The sequence below is a fragment of the Streptomyces sp. NPDC054883 genome (assembly GCF_053610645.1).
In genome coordinates this window covers 62,553-87,774 of sequence record NZ_JBSGYT010000013.1, presented here as the reverse complement: position 1 = coordinate 87,774, position 25,222 = coordinate 62,553, and the positions used below count along the sequence as shown (strand labels likewise).

The following is a 25,222-nucleotide window of genomic DNA, read 5'->3' as shown; positions in this document are numbered from 1 at the left end:
TCAATCGGAAAATGTATTCCGTATCTTGGAAACGCGATAGGGGTGGTGGAAGTTCAATGGACCGGCGGAAAAGCGCTGCTCCCACCGGCTGCAAGGCGGCACCCTGGGACGATGGACGACAGACGCACCGTGAAGGTGTCCAAATACGTCTCGAAACACCTGCGGCATCAGCCGGAACGGATCGGGCTGGTGCTCGATCCGCACGGCTGGGTGGAGATCGACGATCTGCTCCGCGCCGCGGCGGCCCACGGATTCCCGGTCAGCCGGGCCGAGCTCGACCACGTCGTCGCCGCGAACGACAAGCAGCGCTTCGCCGTCGAGGGGACCAAGATCAGGGCCAATCAGGGCCACACCGTCGCGGTGGACCTCGGCCTTCCGGAGGCCGAACCACCCGCGTACCTCTACCACGGCACGGTGGCCGCCGCCCTGGACGCCATCCGTTCCGAGGGCCTGCGGCCGATGGCCCGCCACCACGTACACCTGTCTGCGGACCGGGAGACCGCGACCCGGGTGGGCGCCCGACGCGGACGGCCGGTCGTGCTGGCCGTGGACGCCGCCGCGATGCGCGCGGCCGGACACGTCTTCCGGATCAGCGCCAACGGTGTCTGGCTGGCCGATGCGGTGCCCCCGCGGTTCCTGCGCTTCCAGTAGCCGATGGCAGCGGAATTCACGCGGAGATTGTCAGATCATCCCCCTACCCTGTTCCTCAATTCCGGGATCGGTGAGGGGGGCACCTCGCGATCGCCGAACCACCCACGCGACTACACGAGGTGACGCTCCATGACGTCCGCAACCCCACAGGAATCGACGGCCCCGCCGACCGGGCCGGCCACCAACAGCTTCCAGGTCGACCTGCGCGGGCTGGTGGACCTCCTCTCCCACCACCTCTACTCCAGCCCGCGCGTCTACGTGCGCGAGCTCATGCAGAACGCCGTGGACGCCATCACCGCACGCCACGCCATCGAACCGGCAACGGAGCCCCGCATCCGGCTGTGGGCCTCGAACGCGACGGTGGGCATCTCGGACAACGGCATCGGACTGACCGCCGCCGAGGCACACTCCCTGCTCGCCACTATCGGCAGGAGCTCCAAGCGCGGCGGCGAACACGGCCTGGAGACGGCGCGCAAAGAATTCCTCGGGCAGTTCGGCATCGGCCTGCTCGCCTGCTTCGTCGTAGCGACCGAGATCCGCGTCATCACCCGGTCCGCCCGTGACCTCACCGCACGACCCGTCGAGTGGCTCGCCACGGACGACGGCTCGTACACCGTCCGCGAGCTGGACCACGAAGCCATGCCCGAGCCCGGTACCACCGTCCTGCTGCGGGCCCGCCACGGAGCCGAGGAATGGATGGTCCCGGCCAAGGTCGAACAGCTCGCCCGTGACTACGGCTCCCTGCTGCCCTACGACATCGCCTTCCAGGCGGGGACCGACGACGAGCCGCGCTCCGTCACCGACCGGCCGGCCGTTTGGGACCGCCCCCACCCCACCCCGGCGGCCCGCCGCGTCGCGCTGGCGGGCCACTGCGCACAGGTCTTCGGGTTCACCCCGCTCGACAGCATCGACCTCGACCTGCCCGTCGCCGGGGTGCGCGGCGTCGCGTACGTCCTGCCCGAACCGACCAGCCCCGCGCACCGGTCCGGCCACCGGGTCCACCTCAAGGGCATGCTGCTCACCGACCAGGCGGACAACCTGCTCCCCGACTGGGCGTTCTTCGTCCGCGTCGTCCTGGACACCGACACACTGCGCCCCACCGCCTCGCGCGAGAACCTGTACGACGACGAGACCCTGGCCGCCGTACGGGAAGCACTGGGCTCCCGCATCCGGACCTGGCTCGCCGAGCTGGCCGCTGGCGAACCCGAGCGCCTGGCCGCGTTCCTGAGCGTCCACCACCTCGGGGTGAAGTCCCTCGCCCGGCACGACGCCGAACTGCTCGGTTTGATGCTGCCGTGGCTGCCGTTCGAGACCAGCGACGGCTCGATGAGCCTGGAGGAGTTCGCGGCCGCGCACAGCGACATCCACTTCACGCGCACCGTCGAGGAGTTCCGCCAGATCGCCCCGATCGCGGCCGCCCACGGACTCGGCGTCATCAACGCCGGCTACACGTACGACGCCGACCTGCTGGCGCTGCTGCCCGCCGTACGCCCCGACCTCAAGGTCACCGAGCTGGACGCCGGAGCCGTCACCGAGCGGCTCGACCCAGTCCCGACCGCTGTTGAACTCGCCCTCGCCACCTTCCTCTCCACCGCGCGCACCCGGCTCGAACCGCAGGGCTGCGACGTGGTGCTGCGTGCCTTCCAGCCCGTCGCCGTCCCGGCGCTCTATCTGGACGATCGCCAGGCCCGTCAGGAGCGCGACCGCAGCGCGGCGCTGGACAGCGCCGATTCCCTCTGGACCGGGATCCTCGGCGCCCTGCGCGGCTCCGCGCCGCGTGCCCGCCTGGTCCTGAACCACAACAATCCGCTGATCCGTCGGATCGCCGGCCTCCCCGACGAGACGCTCACCGGCACCGCCGTCGAGTCCCTCTACGGGCAGGCGCTCCTGATGTCCCAGCGGCCGCTGCGCCCCGCCGACTCGGCCCTGCTCAACCGGGCGTTCCTGGGTCTCCTGGAATGGGCCACCCACTCCCACGACGCCCAGGAGGGCCAGAAGTGACGACGCTGACACGCGAGGAGATCGCGCACGGCCTGGCGGAGAACCGTCGCGCACCCGGTGGCGCCACCCGCAACGCACACGCCGAGGCACTGGCCGGAGCGGCCGAGGTGAGCGGGGACGCGGGCCTGTTCCGGGAGGCGCTGGACAACCTCGTCAACGCCTACCTCTACAGCGCCGAGTCCCCCAAGCTGCTGGTCCCCTTCGCCCGGCTGCTCCAGGAGTACGACAAGGACCCCGGCTCGTTCTCCGAGAGCGCCACCCACTCGCTCTTCTGGCAGTTCAAGTGGGTGGCCACGGCCATCAGCAACTCTCCCGAGATCCCCTTGGAGTCGGCGGCCGGCTGGCTGGAAGACATGGAGCGCCGCTACCGGATCGCGGGCTACAGCGAACGGCCGGTACGCGAGGCAGAGATGTGGCTCGCCGATGTGACCGGTGACGACGAGCGGGCGGAGCGCGCCTTCCGGGCGTGGCGCGGCGCCGAACGCGACCGGATGAGCGACTGCCACGCCTGCGAGGACAACAGCCAGGGGCAGTACGCCGCGCTGCGCGGTGACGATGCCCAGGCCCTGGACGTCTGGAAGCACGTCCTGGAGGGGCAGCGCGTCTGCGCCGAGGAGCCCCACCGGGTCCTGGCCGCCTCCTTGCTGCCGCTGGTGCGCCTCGGCCGGTTGGACGAGGCGCGCTCCCACCACCTGCGCGGCTATCGCCTGGTCCGGGGCAACGAGAGCCTGCTGCCCTCGGTCGGCAACCACATCGAGTTCTGCGCACTGACCGGCAACGAGTCGCGCGGCCTGGAGATCCTCGCCGAACACGCCCCCCACATGACCCCGCTCGCCAATGACCGCGACCAGCTGGTCTTCCACGGCGGCGTCCTCGTCCTGCTGCGGCGGCTGGAGGAACTGGGCCACGGTCACAGCCCGGCCGTCCCCTACAACGGCGTACTGCACAGCGTGTCCGAACTGTACGAGGTGCTCCTCGCCGGCTCGCTCGACAGCGCCCGGCGCTTCGATTCACGCAACGGCACGACCCGCATCTCGGACCGGTTCCTCACCCGGATCGGCCGGGAGCCGCTGGTCGGGATGGTTCCGCTGGGCGTGCGCAGCGCTCCTCTGCCGTCCAGGACCGCCGACCGTCCCGCGCCCGTCTCCACGCCGGCCGGGGCCTTGCGGGGTGATTTCACGGAGCTCGTCGGCCGGGCCCGGGCGGCGCGTGATCAGGGGCACCCGGCCGGCGACGCGCTCTGGGACGAGCTGGCGGTACGGGTGGAGTCGCAACCGGCGGACGAAGTGGACCCGCTGGTCTCGGCCGATGTCGCCGACCATCGGGCGCTCACGGCCGCGCGCTGCGGGGCCGACGACGCGGCCCAGCTGCTGACGGCCGTCCGTGACACGTACCGGGCCCTCGGGCAGGCGGAGCGGGCCGCGCTCGCACAGCTGCGGCTGGCGACCGTGGCCGCGCAGTCGGGAGCCGAGCCCGCGGAGGTCCGCGGGCTGCTGGGCGCGGCCCGAAGGGCCGCCGAAACACTCGACCCGGCGGAACCCGTGCGTACCCGCCGGATCGCGCTCGCGGAGCTGGCGTCGATCCGCCTGGACTCGTACCTGCGCTCGGTGGAGGAGCCCGTCCAGGGCACCGGGCACGGACACGCGCACGGGGAGGACCACGGGCACGGTGAGCTGTCGGCAGAACTGACGGCCTTCGTCACCGCCTACGCGCAGCCGGTCCCAGACGTGGTGGCGGAGGCGGAGGAGGTACTGGGCCGGATCGCTCTTTCGCAGGGCGACCCGGAACGCGCCCTGCCCCTGCTGGCCTCCGCGGCGGCGCGGGGCATAGCTGCGGGACGTCCTTGGATCGCCGTGGATCCGCTGGTCATGCGGGCCGGTGTGCTGTCGTCACTCGGCCGGCCCGAGGAGGCCGAGGAGGCGGCGCGTTCCGCATGGGAGCACGCCACAGAGGTGACGGACGCCGAGACGCAGGGCGTCGTACGGCTCACGCTCGCCGACATCCTGCTGCGCCGCGCGGGCACGACGCAAGACGCCGCGCAAGGCGTGGAGCACGGCGCGGCGGAGGAGGCCGCCGAGCACGCGCTCACGGCGTCCCACTGGTTCGACCAGGCCGGTCTGAGCGCCGCCGGCGGTGCCCACGCCAGGCTGCTGCTCGCCCGCGCTTATGCCCGCACCGGCCGCACTGCCGACGCGGCCGAGGTACTGCAGTCGGCACTGCCGGAGCTGCTTGAGCAGGGCGAGGGCCAGGCCGTCGCCGCCCACGAGTTCCTGGGTGATCTCCTGCGCGAGCTGCGGGAGTGGCACGCCTCGGCGGAGCAGTACTTGCAGGCGGCAGAGATCGCCAAGGACTGGGAAGACCCACTTCCGCAGGCGCACTTGGCCCAGGCGGCGGCCGATCAGCTCTCCAACGCGGACATGGTGCCCGAAGCGGTCGCCGCCTACGAGCGGGCCCTGCTGCTGCACCGGCGGGCGGGCGGCGCACCGGTCGCCGAGGTGCGCATGCTGCGTTCACTGGCCTGGCTCGGGCTGCGCCCGGACGTGACCGAGGCAGCCGTGACGCGGGCGCGGACCCGGATGGACGAGGCCGCCGACGTACTGGCCTCGGCGCTCGCCTCCGATCCCCAGTCCCGGGAACTGCGGTCCGAGCTCGCCCAGACCTGGCACCAGCTGGCGCAGGTGCTGGACCGGTGGGTCACCTCGCGGGAGGAGGCCGCGGGAACAGCGGCCGACACCGGCGCAGTCCCGGGACCCGGCGCGCTGGGCGGGGACGGGGCCGAGGCACTGCGGGGGGAGGAGATCCTGCTGTGGGAACGGGCGGCCGGACTCTACGCCGCGCTCGGACCCGAGCACATCCAGGACCGCCTCCAGTGCCTTAACAACGCTGCTTGGACCGAGCACGAACTGGACCGCCCCCATGCGGGCGCCGCGCGGATCTCGGCCCTGATCGAGGAGGTGCGGGCCCTGCCCGAGGGGGCCGTACCGGAGTGGGTGCTGCCACAGGCTGAACGGATCGTCGCCGGCCTGCTGTCCTGACCTGCCGCCCGTCCGCCGCCCCCCGCCACTCGCCGGTGGCGGGGGCCGACGGCGCGCCGGGCGGGCCGGGCGCGGCTTTGCCGGCTCAGCCGTTCAGCTGGGCCGGCGCCTCAGTGGCGATCCGTTCGAAGATCGCCTCGTCGGCGGCGAAGTCGGAGTGCGGGATCGGCGCGTGGATGACCAGCTCGGTGAAGCCGAGCTCCTGGTGGCGGCCCGCGAAGTCCACGAACGCGTCGACCGATTCCAGTACGGCGCTGCCTTCCGGGGTGAAGCCGGTGAGCAGTATCTTCTCCATCGACGCGGAGTCCCGGCCGACATCGGCGAACGCCTTGTCCAGTTTCTCCAGCTGCCCTCGCAGGGCCTCACGCGACTGCTCCGGCGTACCGTTCTTCTCCAGTTTCGGGTCGCCCGTCGTGACCCAGGCCTGGCCGTGCCGGGCGGCGAGCCTCATGCCCCGCGGACCGGTCGCAGCGATCGCGAAGGGCAGGCGCGGCCGCTGCACGCAGCCCGGAATGTTGCGAGCCTCCTCGGCGGAGTAGAACGCGCCGTGGTGGGTGACGGCACCCTCGGTGAGAAGCCGGTCGAGGAGCGGCACGAACTCGGCCAGCCGGTCGGCCCGCTCCCGCGGTGTCCAGGGCTCCTGGCCCAGCGCGGTCGCATCGAAGCCGTTTCCGCCGGCTCCGATACCGAGTGTGATCCGGCCGCCGGAGATGTCGTCCAGCGACATGAGGTCCTTGGCGAGCGTCACGGGGTGCCGGAAATTCGGCGAGGTGACGAGTGTGCCAAGGCGCAGCCGGTCGGTGATGGCGGCCGCCGCGGTCAAAGTGGGGATCGCGCCGAACCACGGGCCGTCTCGGAAGGTCCGCCAGGAGAGGTGGTCGTAGGTGTAGGCGGTGTGGAACCCGAGCCGCTCGGCCCGTACCCACTGGTCACGGCCTCCCTCGTGCCAAGGCCGTACCGGGAGGATCACAGTGCTCAGACGCAGACTCATGCGTTCGAGCGTACGGCGCCTCACGCAACGACCACGCATCGCGGCACTCACCAGCTCCGCTGGTGTTTCACGTGAAACATGCACCGCTGCGGTGTTTCACGTGAAACACCGACGGGGACGCCGCGTGGCTGATCTTGGTCCGGCCGCCGGGCACCATGGGCGAAGATGGAGCGGTGACCTCGGCTCCCCAGCGCCCGGACGGGCCAATCTCCGCTCCCCGGCTCATCGCCACCGACCTCGACGGCACCCTGCTGCGCGACGACAAGACCGTGTCCTCCCGCACGGTCGCCGCGCTCGCCGCCGCCGAGCAGGCCGGTATCGAGGTCTTCTTCGTCACCGGCCGCCCGGCACGCTGGATGGGCGTGGTCAGTGATCACGTCCACGGACACGGCTTGGCGATCTGCGCCAACGGCGCCGCCGTGGTCGACCTGCACGCCGACGGCGAGTTCGTCCAGGTGCGGCCCCTGCCCCGGGCCACCGCACTGACGGTCGTGGACACGCTGCGAGCGGCCGCTCCCGGTACGTCCTTCGCCGTCGAACTGACCACCGGTATCAATTACGAGCCGACATATCCGCCGTTCTTCCAGGACCCCGGTGCCGCCGTCGCCATCGCGGAGAAGCTGCTGAGCGAGGAGCTCGACGACAGCGCGGCCCCGGTGCTCAAGCTGCTCGCCCACCACTGCGACCTGGCGCCGGACGATTTCCTCGCCCTGGCCCGTTCCGCCGCGGGCGCGTACGCCTCCATCACCCGCTCCAGCCCGACGTCCCTCCTGGAGATCAGCGGACTCGGCGTGTCCAAGGCGAGCACGCTGGCACTGTGCTGCGCCGAGCGCGGCATTTCCCCCGCGGAAGTCGTCGCCTTCGGGGACATGCCGAACGACCTGGAGATGCTGACCTGGGCCGGCACCTCGTACGCGATGGGCAATGCCCACCCGGACGTACTCGCGAGCGCCTCGGACCATACGGTCGCCAACAACGAGGACGGGGTCGCACTCGTCATCGAACGCATCCTGGCCGAAGGCGCCGCCCGCCGGCCGGGGCTGTGAACAGCGCGACGAAGTCCTAGAGCGGGGCCTCCCACACGACGGTGGTACCGCCTCCGTTCTCGGCGATGCCCGGGCCGTGCCAGCTCGCGCCGCCCAGTGACTCGGCCCTTCGGCGAAGGTTCCGCAGACCACTGCGCCGACCGCCCTCAGCGATGCCCACGCCGTCGTCGGCGACCTCGAGCCGCACACCCGGCCGGCCGTCGGCCACGTGAACCGTGGAGTCCACCAGGACTTCGATCCGGGATGCCTCCGCGTGACGGAACGCATTCGACAGGGCCTCGCGCAGGGCCGCGATCAGGTTCTTGCCGACCAGCTCGCCGACGGCCGCGTCGATCGGCCCGATGAACCGGTGCGCGGGTTTGAATCCCAGCGGTACGGCGGCCATGTTGATCTCGCGGAGCACCCGGGTACGCAGCCCCGACGGGGCCTCCGCCGGTCCCTGCTGGAGCGCGAAGATCGCTGTGCGGATCTCCTGGATCGTTACGTCCAGCTCGTCCACCGCCTTGCCGACGCCGTCACGGACCTCGGGCACGATGGACCGGCGCTGTGCGCCCTCCAGCATCATCCCCGTCGCGAACAGCCGCTGGATCACGAGGTCGTGCAGATCACGGGCGATCCGGTCGCGGTCCTCGAATACCGCGAGCCGCTCCCGGTCACGCTGGGCCTCCGCCATCATCAGGGCGAGCGCCGCCTGCGAGGCGAACTGTGTGGCCAGGGTACGTTCGGCCTCGCTGAATGGCCGACCGCCGCGCGCTCTGGGGGTGACCAAGGCACCCAGCACCCGGCCGCCGCTCTGCAGGGGCACCAACATGCACGGTCCGTACTGGCTGGTGAGCCGGCTGATCATGCGGGAGTCCGCGGCGGCGTCCTCGACGAAGACCGGTTCGCCCCGCAGCAGCTCGTTGATGACGGGGCTTTCGGGCGGGATCACCACGCCGAGGGAGGTGGCCGGGTTGTCGGAGGAGACGGCGACGATCTCCATTCCGCCCTCCTCGGCCGGAAGCATCACGATTCCGGCGGCGGAGTCGGCCAGCCTGCGAGCCTGCTCGGCCACGACGGCGAGGGCATCGTCCGCGTCCCCTCCGGAGAGCAGGGCCGTGGTGACGGCCACCGAACCGTCGATCCAGCGCTCGCGCTGGGTGGCGGCCTCGTACAGCCGGGCGTTGCCGATGGCGATGCCCGCTTCCGTGGCCAGGACACGGACCATGTGGACGTCGTAGTCGTTGAACTCGACGCCACCGTCCTTTTCGGCCAGGTACAAGTTGCCGAAGATCTCTCCCTGCACCCGGATGGGGACGCCGAGGAAACTCTTCATCGGCGGGTGGTCAGCCGGAAAGCCCGCCGCACGCGGATCCTTCGTCAGGTCCCGGAGCCGCACCGTGTCGGCGTGCGAGATCAGCGCCCCGAGCAGACCCCGCTTACCGTCCGGCCGGTGCCCGATCTTCCGGGCCAGCTCCTCGCCCAGGCCGAAGGTGACGAAGTCGGACAGACCGCGGCGATCGGTGTCGACGACACCGATCGCCGCATAGCGTGCGTTGGCGAGCTCAGCCGCCGTCTCACAGATCCGGTCGAGCGTGGAGTGGAGTTCCAGGCCGGTACCGACCGAGCGCATGGCCTCGAGCAGCTGCGGCACCCGGGCAGTGAGTTCAGTGGACAGCCCCTGCAGGCCGCGGGTGGCGTGAGCGGCGGCCTCCAGCGGGTCCGGTGCTGCCCGTGATGGTTCCGGCGATTCCTGAGACTGCTCCGCTGACATGCCCTTGAGCCTAGTTAGTCCCAATTAGCTGGGAAAGTCGGCGAACGTCCCACCAGTCTCGCGTTCACGCTCCAGAAGCCGTCGCAGCGGCCCCTCGGCCGTGGCCAGCTCCTCGTACGCACCACGCTGCACAACGCGCCCCCGGTCCAGTACGAGCACCTCGTCCACCGCCTCCAGGCCCGCCAGCCGGTGTGTGATCAAAACCGTGGTGCGGCCCTCGGTGGCGGCCAGCAGGTCTGCCGTCAGCGCGTCCGCGGTGGGCAGGTCCAGGTGCTCGGCCGGCTCGTCCAGAACGAGTACGGGGAAGTCCGCGAGCAGCGCCCGGGCCAGCGCCAGCCGTTGGCGCTGGCCACCGGACATCCGCTCCCCGTGCTCACCGACGAGGGTGTCCAGTCCGTCCGGGAGGCTGTCGACCCATTCCAGCAGCCTGGCCGATGCGAGCGCGTCCCGCAGCCGGGCCTCGCTCGCATCGGTCCGGGCCAGTCGCAGGTTCTCCCGCACCGAGCTGTCGAAGAGATGTGCGTCCTGGGCGCAGAGACCGACGAGGCTCCGTACGTCGTCACTGTCCAGGGTGCGCGCTTCGATACCGCCGAGGGTGTACGTGCCTTCGCGCTGGTCCAGGAACCGCAGCAGAACCTGCGCCAGCGTCGTCTTGCCCGAGCCGGACGACCCCACAACGGCGATGCGGCGGCCCGCTTCCAGGGTCAGGTCCAGCCCGTGCAGGGCGTCCGTCTCCTGCCCGGCGTGCCGGGCCGCGATGCCCGCGAGTCTCAGCGGGAACGGCGAGGAGGGTCGTCCGGCGGCCCGGTCCGGCTCGCTGACCGGCACGGGCGCGTCGATGACCTCGTAGATCCGCTCGGCGCTGCGGCGGACCCGCTGCCGGTACTGGACGGCCTGGGGAAGTCCGGTGACGGCCTCGAAGGCGGCGAGCGGGGTCAGCACGACCACGGCCATCGCCACTCCCGCCAGCCGGCCGCCGGCCACCGCGTTCGCACCGAGCGCCGCAGCGCACACCACGGTCAGCCCGCACACCAGGGCGGACAGGCCGCTGCCCAGTCCGGTCGCGGCGGCTCCCCGCGAGGCGATCGCGGTCAGGCTCCGGTCACTCTGCCTCGCGGCGTCCTTCCGCCCTTCCAGCGCGCCGGCCACGGTCAGCTCGGCAGTGCCGGTGAGCAGATCGGCCACCCGGGTGGCGAGTTCACCCCGGGCCGGAGCGAGCCGGCGCTCCGCGCGGCGGGCCACCGCCCCGCTCACCAGCGGCACTCCGGCCCCCGCCGCCAGCAGTCCGACGGCGAGCGCGGCCCCGGCCTCGGGCAGGAGCCAGGCGGTGAAGGCGACCGAACCGGAACCGACGAGCACGGCGGTGCCGACCGGCAGGAGCCAGCGCAGCCAGTAGTCCTGGAGGGTGTCGGCGTCGGCCACCAGCCGGGACAGGAGATCTCCTCGCCGCTGCTCGCGCAGTCCGGCGGGGGCGATCCGTTCCAGTCGGCGGTATACGGAAACCCGCAGGTCGGCCAGCATCCGCAGCACCGCGTCATGCGAGACGAGCCGCTCGGCGTAGCGGAAGACGGCCCGTCCGATGCCGAAGGTGCGGGTGGCGGTGACGGCCACCATCAGATAGAGCACGGGCGGCTGTTCGGAGGCCCGGGAGATCAGCCACCCGGACACGGCCATCAACCCGACACTGCACCCGACGGCCAACGCCCCGAGCAGCAGGCCGAGACGGAACCGGCCCTGCCAGGCTTTGGCCACCGCCCTGACCCGGGTCAGCGGATGGACGCCACTCGCGCTCCGCCCCAGCCCCTTCCCGGTCCGTTCCGACGCCTCGCCGAGGACCCACTCGCCGGGGCCCGACGGTTCGCCCCCGGAGCGTACGGCTTCCCGCCCGGTCAACTCGGCGGCACCCGAAACCGGAGCCTTGCCGGTCCCCGCCTCCGGGTCGGCTGCAGCTAGCTCCACCACCCGGTCCGCGACTGCGAGCAGAGCCGGCCGGTGCACCACCAGCACTACGGTCCGGCCCACCGCCAAGCGCCGGACCGCGTCCACGACGCCCGCTTCGGTCTCCCCGTCCAGCGCTGCGGTCGGCTCGTCCAGCAGCAGTACCGGCCGGTCCGCCAAGAACGCCCGTGCCAGCGCCAGCCGCTGGCGCTGGCCGGCTGACAGTCCGGTCCCGCCTTCACCCAGGGGTGTGTTCAGGCCCCGGGGCAGCTCTGCCACGAACTCCCACGCCCCGGCGTCGCGCAGCGCCTCGGTCACCGCCTCGTCCGATGCGGCGGGCCGGGCCAGCCGTACGTTCTCGGCGATGGTTCCCGCGAACAGGTACGGCCGCTGCGGCACCCAGGCGATCCGCTCCCGCCACTGTTCCAGCGCCAGTTCACGCAGGTCCGTGCCGCCGATCCGGACCCTGCCGGAGGTGGGCTGAACGAAGCCCGTCAGGACATGGAGCAGGGTGGACTTCCCGGCGCCGCTCGGCCCGGTGAGGGCGACACATTCTCCCGGTTCGACGGCCAGCGAGACGGGGCCCGGGGAATCCCCACCCCGTCCGGGGTACCGGACCGCCACCGCGTCGAGTTCGATCCGCAGCCCTCCGGCCGGCACCCTGTCGGCCCCGCCCGAAGCGGTCACCGGCGTCTCCAGGACGTCGAAAATCTCCTCCGCGGCCGACAACCCCTCCGCAGCCGCGTGGTACTGCGCCCCCACCTGGCGCAGTGGCAGATAGGCCTCCGGCGCCAGGATCAGGATGACCAGCCCGGTGTACAGGTCCAGGTCACCGTGGACGAGCCGCATGCCGATGGTCACCGCCACCAGGGCCACCGACAGCGTGGCCAGCAGTTCCAGGGCGAACGAGGACAGGAACGCGATGCGCAGCGTGCGCATCGTGGCTTGGCGGTAGTCGTCGGTGATCTTGCGGATCGATTCGGCCTGGGCCTTGGCCCGGCCGAAGACCTTGAGCGTCGGGAGCCCAGCCACCACGTCCAGGAAATGCCCGGACAGCCTGGACAGCAGCCGCCACTGACGGTCCATCCGGGACTGTGTGGCCATCCCGATCAGGACCATGAACAGCGGAATCAGCGGCAGCGTGACCACGATGATGGCCGCCGAGACCCAGTCCTCGGTGACGATACGGGCGAGCACGGCCACGGGCACGACCACCGCGAGACCCAGCTGGGGCAGATAGCGGGAGAAGTAGTCGTCCAGCGCGTCCACACCGCGGGTGGCGAGCGCCACCAGCGAGCCGGTGCGCTGTCCGCTCAGCCATCCCGGCCCGAGGTCCGCGGCCCGGTCCAGCAGCCGCCCTCGTAGCTCCGACTTGACCGCCGCGCCGGCCCGGTGAGCGGCTCGTTCCGTCAGCCAGGAGATCAGGGCTCGCCCCAGAGCCACCGCCGCGAGCAGCAGCAGTGGCGTCCGGAGCGTCTCCGCGTTCAGCCCCTTCTCGAAGGCGCCGACCACGATCTCGGCGATGAGCATCGCCTGCCCGACGACCAGCCCCGCCCCGGCGAGCCCGAGGGCCACCACCGCAGCCAGGAAGAGGCGGGTGGAACGGGCGTAGCGCAGCAGGCGCGGGTCGATCGGTTTCACGTGAAACATCCCCTCGGGAGGGTCAAGCGGGAGAGTCGGTCAGCGCGCCGGATCAGTGCGCGTCGACGACGTGCTGGGTGCCGATCCGCTTGCGGAACACCCAGTAGGTCCAGCCCTGGTAGAGCAGCACGACCGGGGTGGCCACCCCTGCGCACCAGGTCATGATCTTGAGCGTGTACGGGCTGGACGATGCGTTGGTGACCGTGAGGTTCCAGGCGTCGTTCAGCGAGGAGGGCATGACGTTCGGGAAGAGTGTCAGGAAGAGCATCGCAACGGCTGCCGCGATGGTGATCCCGGACAGCGCGAACGACCAGCCCTCACGGCCCGCCATGTTGCAGGCCAGGGCCGCGAGAAGTGCCGCGACCGCGATGGCCATGGCGATCAGGCTCTTGCCGTCACCGCGCGAGAGCTGGGTCCAGAGCAGGAAGGCCAGCGCAAGGATGGCGGTGACGATACCCAGCCGGGTCGCGAGCCGGCGCGAGCGCTCCCGGATGTCGCCGACCGTCTTGAGCGATGCGAAGACGGCGCCGTGGAAGGTGAACAGGGCCAGCGTGACGAGACCGCCGAGGAGCGAGTACCCGTTGAGCAGGTCGAGGACGGTGCCGACGTACTCCTTGTGCTGGTCGATCTTGACTCCGCGGACGATGTTGGCGAACGCCACGCCCCACAGGAACGCGGGGATCAGCGAGGTCCAGAAGATCGCGTGTTCCCAGTTGGTCTGCCACTTGTCCTCGGGACGCTTGTGCCGGTATTCGAAGGCGACACCTCGGACGATGAGGCAGACCAGAATGATCAGCAGCGGCAGGTAGAAGCCGGAGAAGAGGGTGGCGTACCACTCGGGGAAGGCGGCGAAGGTGGCACCGCCGGCGGTGAGCAGCCAGACCTCGTTGCCGTCCCAGACGGGTCCGATGGTATTGATCAGGACCCGCTTCTCCCGCCGGCCACGAGCGAGCAGCTTGGTCAGTACGCCGATCCCGAAGTCGAAGCCCTCCAGGAAGAAGTAGCCGATCCACAGGACGGCGATGAGCACGAACCAGACGTCGTGGAGTTGCATGGTGTGGTCTCCTCAGCCTCAGTACGAGAAGGCCATCGGCCGGTCGGAATTCTTGTCGTCCCCGCCGATCTTGGTGGGCGGGTTGAGGTCGGCCTCGGTGAGTTCCGGAGGCCCTGCCTTCACGTACTTCACGAGCAGCCGCACTTCGATCACGGCGAGCACGGCGTAGAGGGTGGTGAAGACGAGCATCGACGTGAGCACCTCACCCTGCGTGACGCTGGGGGAAACCGCGTCACGGGTGCGCAGGACTCCGTAGACGACCCACGGCTGGCGACCCATCTCGGTGAAGATCCAGCCCCAGGAGTTGGCGATCAGCGGGAAGCCGAGAGTGCCGATGGCGGTGAGCCAGTACAGGCGGGTGAGGCGCGGGTTCAGGGCGGTCCTGAAGAGGACGAGGTGCGGCCGTTCGTCGTCGCTGGTGCGCAGGGCGGCCGGCAGCAGGAACTTGCGGCGGGTCAGCCACAGCCCCAGGGCGCCGATACCGAAGGACGCCATGCCGAAGCCGATCATCCACCGGAAGCCCCAGTAGGCGACGGGGATGGCCGGCCGGTAGTCGCCGGGCCCGTACTTCGCCTGCTCGGACTCGTTGACGTCGTTGATGCCGGGCACGAAGGAATCGAAGTCGCTGTCCGCGAGGAAGGACAGCAGGCCGGGCAGTTCGACGGCGACCTTGTTGTGGCCCTTGTCGACGTCACCGACGGCGAAGACCGAGAAGGGTGCGCTCTTATCCCCGTCCCAGAGCGCCTCGGCCGCCGCCATCTTCATCGGCTGCTGCTTGAACATGACCTTGGCGAGCGTGTCTCCGCTGATCGCTGTCAGCAGGCCGCCGATGACGACGGCGACGAGACCGAGCCGCAGCGAGGTGCGCATCACGGGGATGTGCTTCTTGCGCAGCAGGTGGTAGGAGGCGATGCCGACCATGAAGGCACCGCCGGTGAGCACGGCCGCCGTAAGGGTGTGGAAGACCTGTGCGACGGCCGTGTTCTGAGTCAGGACCTGGAGGAAGTCGGTCAGCTCGGCGCGTCCGGTCTCCTGGTTCATCCGGTACCCGACCGGGTGCTGCATCCAGGAATTGGCGGCGAGGATGAAGTACGCGGAGAGGATGGTGCCGATCGAGACCATCCATATGCAGGCGAGGTGGATCTTCTTGGGAAGCTTGTCCCAGCCGAAGATCCACAGCCCGATGAAGGTGGACTCGAAGAAGAAGGCGATCAGCGCCTCGAACGCCAGCGGAGCCCCGAAGACGTCACCGACGAACCGCGAGTAGTCGGACCAGTTCATGCCGAACTGGAACTCCTGGACGATGCCGGTGACGACACCCATCGCGATGTTGATCAGGAAGAGCTTGCCCCAGAACTTGGTGGCCTTGAGGTACTTCTCCTTCTCCGTGCGCACCCAGGCGGTCTGCAAGATCGCGACGAGCGCGGCGAGCGAGATCGTCAGGGGGACGAAGAGGAAGTGGTAGACGGTGGTGATACCGAACTGCCATCGCGCCAGAGTCTCCGGCGCCAGAGCCAGATCCACGTCGTCATCTCCTTCGGGTCGCCGTGGGTCGTCAAAGCCGCACCCCGCCCGTTACATCCCACGTGATGCAGGACAAAACAGCCGAGCTTGTGAACGCGTTCACATTCACAAGCATTATTGCGCACAGGCTTTTCGATCTTTCGGCGGGGGTCCCCCTAGCCAACAGATTCAACAGATTGTTGAATGCGGCTCATGAAGATTCGAATCAGCTGGCCCGCGGGCCAGCTCACCGCCACCCTGGAAGAGACCCCGACCAGCAAGGCCCTGGGCGCGGCCCTCCCGATCTCCGCCTCCGCCCACACGTGGGGCGAGGAGGTCTACTTCGACACGGGCGTCTCGGTCTCACTGGAGCAGGACGCCCGACAGGTCGTCGAGCCGGGCACGGTCGCCTTCTGGACCGAAGGCGATGCCCTCGCGCTGCCCTACGGCCCCACGCCCATCTCCCGGGCCGGCGAGAGCCGCCTCGCGAGCCCGTGCAACGTACTCGGCTCTTTCGACGGCGACCCGCGCCTGCTGGCCACCGTCCGCGACGGCGACCCGATCCGCGTCGAGCTCGCGTAACCGGGTCCCGCCTTCCGCGGTACGGCTACAGCTCCTTGAAGAACGCCTCCGCCGTGTTCAGGAAGATGTCATTCGCCTCGGATTCACCGATCGTGATCCGCAGACCTTCGCCCGGGAACGGCCGGACCACCACACCGGCCTTCTCGCACGCCGCCGCGAACTCCACGGTCCGCTCCCCCAAGCGCATCCAGACGAAGTTCGCCTGCGTGTCCGGGACCACGGTCCAGCCTTGGGCGAGAAGCGTGTCGTACACCCGGTTGCGCTCGCACACGAGCGAGCCGACCCGCCCGAGCAGCTCGTCCTCGGCTCGCAGCGAGGCGACCGCCGCGTCCTGGGCGAGCTGACTGACCCCGAAGGGCACCGCCGTCTTACGGAGGGCCGCGGCCACCGGCTCGTGCGCCACCGCGAATCCGACCCGCAGGCCGGCCAGTCCGTACGCCTTGGAGAACGTACGCAGCACGCACACGTTCGGGCGGCTGCGGTAGAGCTCGATGCCGTCCGGGACGTCCGTGTCGCGGACGAACTCCCGGTACGCCTCGTCGAGGACGACCAGGACGTCCGACGGCACTCGGTCCAGGAACCGCTCCAGCTCGGCCCGGCGCACCGCCGTACCAGTGGGGTTGTTGGGATTGCAGACGAAAATCAGCCGGGTCCGCTCGGTGATCGCCTCCGCCATCGCGTCCAGGTCGTGCACGTCCCCGTCGGTGAGCGGAACCTGCACGGAGGTCGCACCGGAGATCTGCGTGATGATCGGGTACGCCTCGAAGGAGCGCCAGGCGTAGATGACCTCGTCGCCCGGCCCGGCCGTCGACTGGATCAGCGACTGGGCCACGCCCACCGAACCGGTGCCCGTCGCGATGTGCTCGACCGGGACGCCGAAGCGCTCGGCGAGCTCGTTCGCCAGGCCCGTGCAGGCCATGTCGGGGTAGCGGTTGAAGTGGCCGGCCGCCGCGACCGCGGTCTCCAGGACCCCAGGCAGCGGCGGATACGGGTTCTCGTTGGAGGACAGCTTGAACGCGACGCGCCCGTCCGCCGCCGCGGGCTTGCCCGGCTTGTAAGTGGGGATGCCGTCCAGCTCGGCGCGCAGCCTCGGGCTCTTCTCGCTCACCGCAGGTCCTCCTCGACCGTCCCGTCGACGTCGCCGTCGACTCAATACTGCTCACCTTATGAGGATTCCGCCGATCAGAGAATGGCGGGCGCCAGGATCACAGGGGGAGCGCGCGCATATATGCGCGCGCTGGTGGCCTGCGCCGTGGCGCGCGTCCCTCGTGCAGGTGAGTTGAGAACTGCCCGAGACGGCACCGTTTCGGCAGGCCCATCGTCGCCGACTAGCGCCTTAGCCATCAATAATGATCAATCGCCTTGCATTCCAAGGTCATTGGGGGTGGCGAACCGTGCAGAATCGTGCCTGTCAACGGCTGCATATGCAGCCGGGCCACCCACCCCATCGAGCCCTACTATCGGCTCGCCATGACAGCAGCAGGGAAGCATCAGGTGAGCCGGACCGAGACCACCCGGCGGGTCGGCGGCCGACAGGGCCGGGCCGGCATCAGGGACGTGGCCGCCGCGGCCGGCGTCTCCATCACGACCGTCTCCGACGCGCTCAATGGCAAGGGACGGCTGCCCGACGCCACCCGCCGCCACGTTCGCGAAGTCGCCGACCGGCTGGGCTACCGGCCATCCGCAGCCGCACGCACCCTCCGTACCGGCAAATCCGGCCTCATCGGCCTGACCGTGACCACGTACGGGGATGAACCTTTCACCTTCACCGAATTCGCGTACTTCGCGGAAATGGCCCGGGCCGCCACCTCCGCCGCGCTCGCCCGGGGCTACGCCCTGGTCATCCTCCCCGCCACCTCACGCCACGACGTGTGGTCCAACGTCGCCCTCGACGGCACCGTCGTCATCGACCCCTCCGACCACGACCCCGTGGTCAGCGAACTGGTCCGGCAGGGCCTGCCGGTGGTGTCCGACGGCCGTCCGGCCGGTTCGCTCCCCGTCACCGCCTGGGTCGACAACGACCACGAGGCCGCCGTGCTCAACCTCCTCGACCACCTCGCCGCCGCGGGAGCCCGCAGGATCGGACTCCTCACCGGCACCACGACCGACACCTACACCCGCCTCTCGACCACCGCGTACCTCAGCTGGTGCGAGCGCGTCGGCCAGGACCCCGTCTACGAGTCCTATCCGGCCCACGACCCGTGTGCGGGCGCCGTCGCCGCGGACCGGCTGCTCGCCCGGCCCGACCGGCCCGATGCCGTCTACGGGCTCTTCGACCCGAACGGCACCGATCTGCTCGCCGCCGCCCGGCGCTACGGTCTGCGCGTCCCGGAGGACCTGCTGCTCGTCTGCTGCAGCGAATCGACCGTCTACGCCAACACGGAACCACCCATCACCACGCTCTCCCTCAAGCCGCGCCGCATCGGCACGGCCGTGGTCCAGCTGCTGATCGACGCCATCGAAGGTGTCGACACCGGCCGGCCCGTCGAGCAGGTCGTCCCCACCGAACTCATCATCCGGACCTCCTCCCAGCGCAGGCAGCCCCGCACGACCGTCAGCCCGCCTCGGTCGCCCGCCCAGGACTGATCACACTCCTGCGCACGGGACTTGGCGACACTCCGGCGGGGCCCGACGACCTCGCCGGAGACTTCAACAATCGCCGATATCGGGAGAAAGCGGTAGAAAGGATCGGCTCCGGCCAGGATTCACCACCCCTGGTGCGTCACAGAGCGCGAGCTGCATTCCTATGATGGGCGCACGACATCACGGACCCTCCGCCACGGAGGCGAAAAGGGTCCGCAGGTGTACGGCAGTGCGACGGTGGTGGAGGGGTCGATGACTCAGGGGGCCGGTCAGGGACCCGCGATGCGGACGGACACGCTGCGGGACTTCCGGGTTCCCGGCACCGAACCCGCCCCGTACGCCGCGTCCGTCGGCATGCCCGGCGAGGCTCCCGTCTACGGCGAGTACCCGGCGTACTACGAGGAGGGCGCTCCCGTGCCGCCGCGACCCGCCTACGCGCCCGAGGCCGCCCCGCCCCCCGCGACCGGGCCCGACGCGGCCCCCGCAGCCGCCGCCCCGCAGGACGAGGACCCCGACGGCTACACGCCGACACAGCGCGACCTGCCCGTCATCGGCCGCGGGGCGGCCGCCGGTCCCGGCGACACCGTCCAGATCCACTACGTTCCGCAGGAACCGGCACCCGGCGGTCCGGGCCCCCTGTACGTCGTGGGCGACGTACACGGATACCTCGACGAGCTCGTCACCGAACTGCAGGCACAGGGCCTGATCGACGCCGACGGTCACTGGTCCGCCGGCAACGCCCGGCTCTGGTTCCTCGGCGACTTCACGGACCGCGGCCCCGACGGCATCGGGGTCATCGACCTCGTCATGCGGCTCTCCGCCGAGGCCGCCGCCGCCGGCGGCTACTGCAAGGCCCTGATGGGCAACCACGAGCTGCTGCTCATCGGCGCCAAGCGGTTCGGTGACACCCCCGTCGTGTCCGGCGCCGGGACCGCCACCTTCCAAGCCGCCTGGCTGCTCAACGGCGGTCAGCGCACCGACATGGAGCGCCTCCAGGACGTCCACCTCCAGTGGATGTCGCGGCTCGACGCCGCCACGCTGGAGGACGGGCACCTGCTGCTGCACTCGGACACCACCGCGTACCTCGACTACGGCGACTCCATCGAGGACGTCAACGACACCATCCACGAGTTGCTCACCCGCAACGACGCCGACATCACCTGGGACCTGTTCCGCAAGTTCACCAAGCGATTCGCCTTCCGGGACGAGGAAACGGGCCCGCAGGCCGTACGGGAACTCCTCGGGACCTATGGCGGCGGCCGCGTGGTGCACGGCCACAGCCCCATCCCGTACCTGCTCGGCGAGGTGGGCACGGAGGACGGCGACGACTCCCACGGCCCCGAGACGGTCGACGGTCCGCACGTGTACGCGGACGGTCTGGCCATCGCGATGGACGGCGGCGTGACGATGGCCGGCAAGCTGCTCGTCGTCCAACTCCCGCTGAACGACTGAGCATTCCCCGAGCGGGGTATTTCCGGAAAGCCCCTGTCACCTCGTGGCATGGGCGCTCTACCATCGCTCTATCCGTAGCAGGCTCTCCTCCGTTTGTGCCGGCGCCCGAATCTACGCGGGCATACCGGCTTGTACGGAGCATCGGGGGATGCACATGACCAGCGCTCCGCACCTGCTCACCGAAGACCGACCGGAGTTCGATCGGCTTCTCGACGAGGCGCTGCGCACGGCGAACGAGCGGCCCGAACTCGCCTCTCTGGGCGAACGGCTGAACGCCGAACAGTTGCGCACCATGGCCATGAGCGCCACCGCCTTGCTGACGGCGGCGGCCGCGGCCGAGTACGACCACTACGTGAAAGTCCGCGCGGAACTGCGCGACGAGCATCTGTCGGCCCCCGGCACGTCAGGCGAGGGCGACGGGGACGAGCAGGGCGGCGGCGTGGGCGTGAGCGCCGTGGTCGCGGTCCTCGCGCCGGTCCTGGCCGGCACCGCCATGCTGATCTTCCTGCTGGTCGGGTACAGCCTCAAGATGATCGATCCCGAGCCCGCCTTCGCCCGGACGATGCTGACGGCGGGGTGGCTCTTCGGCGGGCTCACCGTGATCGCGCTGCTCTTCGCGGTCATCGGACTGCTCGTGACCGCCGTCCGCAACAGCTCCACCGAGGTCACGGCCGAGGAGACGGTGGCGGTACCCGACGAACTCTCGCGCGCTCGTGAGGCATGGCGCAACGCCCTGCTGGAACGCGGCATCATTCCGTTCCTCCGGGACGCCCTGGCCGATCCCAGCGCCGGCCCCGGGTATCCGACGCCGCGAACACCGCATGCGGGGCGCATCCCCAGCCTGGGGTACACCCGCCCGGACTTCACCAGCCCTGGAGCCGCTTCCAAGGGTCCGCTCCCGGACTACACCCCGCCGGACTTCACCAGCCCCGACTTCGGCGGCCCCGAGCCCGATCGGGAGTGATGTTTCACGTGAAACACCCGCGTGGAACGGGCCCGCGACTCCCCCCATGGGACGCGGGTCCGTTCCGTGCGAACTGCCCTCAGTCGGCCAGCGGAAGATAGACCCGGTTCCCCGAGGCCGCGAACTCCGCGGACTTCTCCGCCATGCCGGCCTCGATCTCGTCCGCCTTGAGGTCTCCGCCGTGTTCGCGGCGGATGTCCTGGGAGATCTTCATCGAGCAGAACTTCGGACCGCACATGGAACAGAAGTGCGCGGTCTTGGCCGGCTCGGCCGGCAGGGTTTCGTCGTGGAACTCACGGGCGGTGTCCGGGTCGAGTGCCAGGTTGAACTGGTCCTCCCAGCGGAACTCGAACCGTGCGTCCGACAGGGCGTCGTCCCACTCCTGAGCGCCGGGGTGGCCCTTCGCCAGGTCCGCGGCATGCGCCGCGATCTTGTACGTGATGACACCGGTCTTCACGTCGTCCCGGTTGGGCAGGCCCAGGTGCTCCTTGGGCGTGACGTAGCAGAGCATCGCGGTGCCCCACCAAGCGATCATCGCGGCGCCGATGCCTGAGGTGATGTGGTCGTATGCGGGAGCGACGTCCGTGGTCAGCGGGCCGAGGGTGTAGAACGGCGCCTCCTCGCAGATCTCCTGCTGGAGGTCGATGTTCTCCTTGATCTTGTGCATCGGGACGTGGCCCGGTCCCTCGATCATGGTCTGCACGTTGTGCCGCTTGGCGATCGTGTTCAGCTCGCCAAGCGTCTTCAACTCCGCGAACTGGGCCGCGTCATTGGCGTCCGCGATGGAGCCGGGGCGCAGGCCGTCGCCCAGCGAGTAGGTGACGTCGTACGTCGCGAGGATCTCGCAGAGCTCCTCGAAGTTCGTGTAGAGGAAGTTCTCCTTGTGGTGGGCGAGGCACCACGCGGCCATGATCGATCCACCGCGCGAGACGATGCCGGTCTTGCGCCGGGCGGTCAGCGGCACGTACGGGAGCAGCACGCCGGCGTGCACCGTTATGTAGTCGACGCCCTGCTCGGCCTGCTCGATGACGGTGTCCTTGTAGATCTCCCACGTCAGCTCTTCGGCGCGGCCGTCGACCTTCTCCAGCGCCTGGTAGAGCGGCACGGTGCCGATCGGGACCGGGGAGTTGCGAAGCACCCACTCGCGCGTCGTGTGGATGTTGCGGCCGGTGGAGAGGTCCATGACCGTGTCGGCGCCCCACTTGGTCGCCCAGGTCATCTTGTCGACCTCCTCCTCGATCGAGGAGGTGACGGCGGAGTTGCCGATATTGGCGTTGACCTTCACCAGGAATCGCTTACCGATGATCATCGGCTCGATCTCCGGGTGGTTCACATTGGCCGGAAGTACAGCGCGACCTGCGGCGATCTCCTCGCGGACGACCTCGGGAGAGACGTTCTCGCGGATCGCGACGTACTCCATCTCCGGGGTGATCTCACCCCGGCGGGCGTACGCGAGCTGGGTGACCGCCGCCCCGTCGCGGCCCCGACGGGGCTGGCGCGGACGGCCCGGGAAGACCGCGTCGAGGTTCTTGAGGCCACCGCGCGGCGAGGTGTGCTTGATGCCGTCGTCCTCGGGGCGCACGGGACGTCCCGCGTACTCCTCGGTGTCTCCGCGCCCGATGATCCAGTTTTCGCGGAGCGGGGGAAGCCCCCGGCGGACGTCGGTCTCGATCTGCGGGTCGGTGTACGGACCGGACGTGTCGTAGAGCGTCACGTCCTTGCCGTTGGTGAGGTGGACCTGGCGGACCGGCACCCGGATGTCGGGGCGGGAGCCCGCCAGGTATCCCTTGTGCCAGCCCGGCTGGCGCGCGGTCTGGCCGTCGGCGTCCTGGCTGACGGCAGGCGTGCGTGCGTCCTGAATGGTCATGAGACCTATCTCCCTACGCCGGCATTACCCGGTAACAGGTTCGGCGGTCGACGCAGCCTCTTCCCGTACCCGCCCGTTCGGCGTGCGTACGGTGATCAGCGCCCTCTCAGCCCGGTGCTCCGAGCTCCCGCGTTGTGCAAAGTAGCCCCCACGCTAGCGTCATCTGTGGCGTGCTGAACAGTGGGCCCCCTCATCTCTTGCGATGATCTGCCGGTGACGTCTTCGCCGCTGCCTCCCGTCAGTCCCTCCGAGCCCACCGGTCACAGCGACCACGTACCCGCCCCGCACGGCCATGGCCACGTGCCTTCCCACGGGTCCGGGCACGGGCATGCGCACAGCCACGGCCACGGCCCGGCGGCACCCGTCTCCCTGCACCTGCGCAAGGTCATCGCCGCCGTGCTGATCCCGTTCGCGGCGGCCGTCTTCGTCGGGATGGTGGTGCTCTGGCCGGGCGGAGCTCCGGCGCACGAGCGGACAGGTGTCGGCTTCGACCGGCAGACCCAGCAGGGCAAGGTCGTCGCGCTGGCGAGCGTCGACTGCAAGTCCGTCAACGCCTCTCAGGTCCCGCCCACCGGCGATACCTCGACCCCGTCGGGACGCGAGGCCACGGCGGAGCAGACCGGCGCGTGCAAGAAGGCGACCGTCGAGATCAGTACCGGCTCGGACAAGGGCCGCACCTTCGTCGAGATCGTCCAGCCGGGGGCGCCCCGGCAGTTGGCCAGCGGCCAGGAGGTGGTGGTGGCCTACGCGCCGGACGCGCCGCGGGACCTCCAGTACTCGGTCATCGACCTCAACCGGAAGTTCCCGCTGGCTCTGCTGGCCGCCATCTTCGCCGTCGCGGTCGTCGTGGTCGGGCGGATGCGCGGCGTCTTCGCCCTGATCGCACTCGTCGTCAGCTTCGGCGTGCTGACGCTCTTCATCCTTCCGGCGATCTTGCAGGGCTCCAACCCGCTGGTCGTAGCGGTGGTCGGGGCCAGCGCCATCATGTTGATCGCGCTCTACATGTGCCACGGGCTGACCGCACGCACCTCGGTCGCGGTTCTCGGCACGCTGGTGTCACTGCTGCTGATCGGTCTGCTCGGTTCCCTCTTCATCGACTGGGCTTTCCTCAGCGGCAATACCGACGACAACACCGGACTGATCCACGGTCTCTACCCGGACATCGACATGAGTGGTTTGCTGCTCGCGGGCGTGATCATCGGATCGCTGGGTGTGCTCGACGATGTGACCGTCACCCAGACGTCCGCGGTCTGGGAGCTCCACCAGGCCGATCCCACAATGGGATCGCGGGCCCTCTACCGGGCCGCCATCAGGATCGGGCGCGACCACATCGCCTCGGTGGTCAACACCCTGGTGCTCGCCTATGCGGGCGCGGCGCTTCCCCTGCTGCTGCTCTTCTCCATCGCGAACAGCAGCATGGGTTCGGTGGCCAACAGCGAGTTGGTCGCCGAGGAGATCATCAGGACACTGGTGGGCTCCATCGGGCTCGTCGCCTCCGTACCGGTCACCACCGCCCTGGCCGCACTGGTGGTCTCCGCCGACCGGCCGGGAGCCTCGGCGACCACCGCGGCCGCAGGACCGGTACGGGCCGGCCGGGGGCGGCGGCGCAAGCGCTGAGCCGACGGGGTCCGGGTGGGCGGTGGAGGGGCTCAGCCGGCGTTCTGCTCGTTCTGCCGGGATTCGGCGAGGATCTTGTCGAGTGCCTCGTCGAGCGTGCCCTCGAAGTCCCCGAGGTTGCGCTCCTGACCGAGCGGCACCAGCCGGTCGGTGCGATCGAGGAAAGCGACCAGCGGCGCAGCTCCCGCGCGGAACAAGGCTCGCTCACCGCCCACCTGCAGCCGGATGTGGACGTCCGACAGTTCATCGGGGTGCGACGGGGCGATGTGCACGTCGCCGTCGCCGCAGGGCTTGTTGATCCCGTCGAGGAGCAGTTCCCGGCCGAACGCCCAGGTCACGGGCGCGTCCCCGGGAAGATGGAAGGTCAGTCGCACTGCGTAGGGGTCATGAGCGTCGTACCGGAGTTCCACCGGGATCCGGAAGGAGAGCTCCTCGGAGACGAGAAAGCTCATCATGACCTCTGCCTGTACCGACTCGCGCATTGCCTACCCCGATGTTGTGGAAGTGGCCAGGAATGGTCCCCCCGTGGGCCCCCTTGACAAGA

At 70.0% G+C, this 25,222-nt stretch carries 17 protein-coding genes; 9 read left to right on the top strand and 8 right to left on the bottom strand.

The genetic code is table 11. From position 1 onward, the window contains the following. The first annotated feature begins 111 nt into the window (after positions 1–111). From ACWGH1_RS12665 to ACWGH1_RS12655, 3 genes are all read left to right on the top strand, one after another. Complete coding sequence (locus tag ACWGH1_RS12665; RefSeq protein ID WP_453352252.1) at positions 112–651, top strand: RNA 2'-phosphotransferase; 540 nt, start codon at positions 112–114, stop codon at positions 649–651. A 129-nt stretch (positions 652–780) separates the two neighbouring features. Next, the gene (locus tag ACWGH1_RS12660) at positions 781–2,652 is read left to right on the top strand and encodes an HSP90 family protein (RefSeq protein ID WP_453352253.1); all 1,872 of its coding nucleotides are present in this window, start codon (positions 781–783) and stop codon (positions 2,650–2,652) included. Continuing rightward, entirely contained in the window at positions 2,649–5,687 is a 3,039-nt protein-coding gene (locus tag ACWGH1_RS12655) for a tetratricopeptide repeat protein (RefSeq protein ID WP_453352254.1), read from the top strand. The genes ACWGH1_RS12660 and ACWGH1_RS12655 overlap by 4 nt, the downstream gene beginning before the upstream one ends. Positions 5,688–5,772: 85 nt before the next feature. On the opposite strand, the gene ACWGH1_RS12650 is transcribed toward ACWGH1_RS12655, so the two are convergent. Next, a complete protein-coding gene (locus ACWGH1_RS12650; protein ID WP_453352255.1) occupies positions 5,773–6,678 on the bottom strand; it encodes an LLM class flavin-dependent oxidoreductase in 906 nt (301 codons plus the stop codon). Positions 6,679–6,833: 155 nt separating this feature from the next. Here ACWGH1_RS12650 and ACWGH1_RS12645 point away from each other — a divergent pair, with 155 nt between their 5' ends. Beyond that, positions 6,834–7,724 (top strand): Cof-type HAD-IIB family hydrolase, encoded by an 891-nt coding sequence (locus tag ACWGH1_RS12645; protein ID WP_453352256.1) that lies wholly within the window; start codon positions 6,834–6,836, stop codon positions 7,722–7,724. Positions 7,725–7,740: 16 nt separating this feature from the next. Here ACWGH1_RS12645 and ACWGH1_RS12640 read toward each other — a convergent pair whose 3' ends face one another. Genes ACWGH1_RS12640 through ACWGH1_RS12625 form a run of 4 tightly spaced genes read right to left on the bottom strand, consistent with a single transcriptional unit; the run spans position 7,741 to position 15,634 of the window. Further along, positions 7,741–9,477, bottom strand: coding sequence for a sensor histidine kinase (locus ACWGH1_RS12640; protein ID WP_453408668.1), 1,737 nt, complete (start codon positions 9,475–9,477; stop codon positions 7,741–7,743). Between the two features lie 24 nt (positions 9,478–9,501). Then, entirely contained in the window at positions 9,502–13,065 is a 3,564-nt protein-coding gene (gene cydD, locus ACWGH1_RS12635) for a thiol reductant ABC exporter subunit CydD (protein ID WP_453351825.1), read from the bottom strand. 43 nt (positions 13,066–13,108) lie between these two features. Continuing rightward, positions 13,109–14,110 carry a cytochrome d ubiquinol oxidase subunit II gene (gene cydB, locus ACWGH1_RS12630; protein WP_453351826.1) on the bottom strand — a complete coding sequence of 334 codons (1,002 nt, stop codon included), beginning with the start codon at positions 14,108–14,110 and terminating at the stop codon, positions 13,109–13,111. Positions 14,111–14,128: 18 nt separating this feature from the next. After that, positions 14,129–15,634, bottom strand: a complete 1,506-nt coding sequence (locus ACWGH1_RS12625; protein ID WP_453351827.1) for a cytochrome ubiquinol oxidase subunit I — start codon at positions 15,632–15,634, stop codon at positions 14,129–14,131. A 192-nt stretch (positions 15,635–15,826) separates the two neighbouring features. On the opposite strand from ACWGH1_RS12625, the gene ACWGH1_RS12620 reads away from it, so the two are divergent. Further along, positions 15,827–16,195, top strand: a complete 369-nt coding sequence (locus ACWGH1_RS12620) for a cyclophilin-like fold protein (protein WP_453351828.1) — start codon at positions 15,827–15,829, stop codon at positions 16,193–16,195. Between the two features lie 25 nt (positions 16,196–16,220). On the opposite strand, the gene hisC is transcribed toward ACWGH1_RS12620, so the two are convergent. Further along, positions 16,221–17,303, bottom strand: a complete 1,083-nt coding sequence (gene hisC / locus ACWGH1_RS12615) for a histidinol-phosphate transaminase (RefSeq protein ID WP_453351829.1) — start codon at positions 17,301–17,303, stop codon at positions 16,221–16,223. 362 nt (positions 17,304–17,665) lie between these two features. Between hisC and ACWGH1_RS12610 the strand changes: the two genes are divergently transcribed. From ACWGH1_RS12610 to ACWGH1_RS12600, 3 genes are all read left to right on the top strand, one after another. After that, the gene (locus ACWGH1_RS12610) at positions 17,666–18,781 is read left to right on the top strand and encodes a LacI family DNA-binding transcriptional regulator (RefSeq protein ID WP_190185544.1); all 1,116 of its coding nucleotides are present in this window, start codon (positions 17,666–17,668) and stop codon (positions 18,779–18,781) included. Positions 18,782–19,015: 234 nt separating this feature from the next. After that, positions 19,016–20,230 carry a metallophosphoesterase gene (locus ACWGH1_RS12605; RefSeq protein WP_453351847.1) on the top strand — a complete coding sequence of 405 codons (1,215 nt, stop codon included), beginning with the start codon at positions 19,016–19,018 and terminating at the stop codon, positions 20,228–20,230. A 148-nt stretch (positions 20,231–20,378) separates the two neighbouring features. Further along, positions 20,379–21,194, top strand: a complete 816-nt coding sequence (locus tag ACWGH1_RS12600; protein ID WP_453351830.1) for a hypothetical protein — start codon at positions 20,379–20,381, stop codon at positions 21,192–21,194. A gap of 79 nt (positions 21,195–21,273) precedes the next feature. Here ACWGH1_RS12600 and thiC read toward each other — a convergent pair whose 3' ends face one another. After that, positions 21,274–23,061, bottom strand: a complete 1,788-nt coding sequence (gene thiC / locus ACWGH1_RS12595) for a phosphomethylpyrimidine synthase ThiC (RefSeq protein WP_453351831.1) — start codon at positions 23,059–23,061, stop codon at positions 21,274–21,276. A 300-nt stretch (positions 23,062–23,361) separates the two neighbouring features. On the opposite strand from thiC, the gene ACWGH1_RS12590 reads away from it, so the two are divergent. Then, positions 23,362–24,678 (top strand): YibE/F family protein, encoded by a 1,317-nt coding sequence (locus ACWGH1_RS12590; protein WP_453351832.1) that lies wholly within the window; start codon positions 23,362–23,364, stop codon positions 24,676–24,678. Positions 24,679–24,710: 32 nt separating this feature from the next. Here the strand turns inward: ACWGH1_RS12590 and ACWGH1_RS12585 are convergent, their stop codons facing one another. Further along, entirely contained in the window at positions 24,711–25,160 is a 450-nt protein-coding gene (locus ACWGH1_RS12585) for an SsgA family sporulation/cell division regulator (RefSeq protein ID WP_453351833.1), read from the bottom strand. Positions 25,161–25,222 lie beyond the last annotated feature (62 nt).

Excerpts from the sequence above, each read along its gene's own strand:
- ACWGH1_RS12650 (WP_453352255.1), bottom strand. The coding sequence starts at position 6,678 with ATGAGTCTGCGTCTGAGCACTGTGATCCTCCCGGTACGGCCTTGGCAC.
- ACWGH1_RS12660 (WP_453352253.1), top strand. The coding sequence starts at position 781 with ATGACGTCCGCAACCCCACAGGAATCGACGGCCCCGCCGACCGGGCCG.
- cydB (WP_453351826.1), bottom strand. The coding sequence starts at position 14,110 with ATGCAACTCCACGACGTCTGGTTCGTGCTCATCGCCGTCCTGTGGATC.
- ACWGH1_RS12600 (WP_453351830.1), top strand. The coding sequence starts at position 20,379 with ATGCACATGACCAGCGCTCCGCACCTGCTCACCGAAGACCGACCGGAG.
- cydD (WP_453351825.1), bottom strand. The coding sequence starts at position 13,065 with ATGTTTCACGTGAAACCGATCGACCCGCGCCTGCTGCGCTACGCCCGT.
- ACWGH1_RS12620 (WP_453351828.1), top strand. The coding sequence starts at position 15,827 with ATGAAGATTCGAATCAGCTGGCCCGCGGGCCAGCTCACCGCCACCCTG.
- ACWGH1_RS12640 (WP_453408668.1), bottom strand. The coding sequence starts at position 9,477 with ATGTCAGCGGAGCAGTCTCAGGAATCGCCGGAACCATCACGGGCAGCA.
- ACWGH1_RS12665 (WP_453352252.1), top strand. The coding sequence starts at position 112 with ATGGACGACAGACGCACCGTGAAGGTGTCCAAATACGTCTCGAAACAC.
- ACWGH1_RS12585 (WP_453351833.1), bottom strand. The coding sequence starts at position 25,160 with ATGCGCGAGTCGGTACAGGCAGAGGTCATGATGAGCTTTCTCGTCTCC.
- thiC (WP_453351831.1), bottom strand. The coding sequence starts at position 23,061 with ATGACCATTCAGGACGCACGCACGCCTGCCGTCAGCCAGGACGCCGAC.
- ACWGH1_RS12610 (WP_190185544.1), top strand. The coding sequence starts at position 17,666 with ATGACAGCAGCAGGGAAGCATCAGGTGAGCCGGACCGAGACCACCCGG.
- ACWGH1_RS12645 (WP_453352256.1), top strand. The coding sequence starts at position 6,834 with ATGGGCGAAGATGGAGCGGTGACCTCGGCTCCCCAGCGCCCGGACGGG.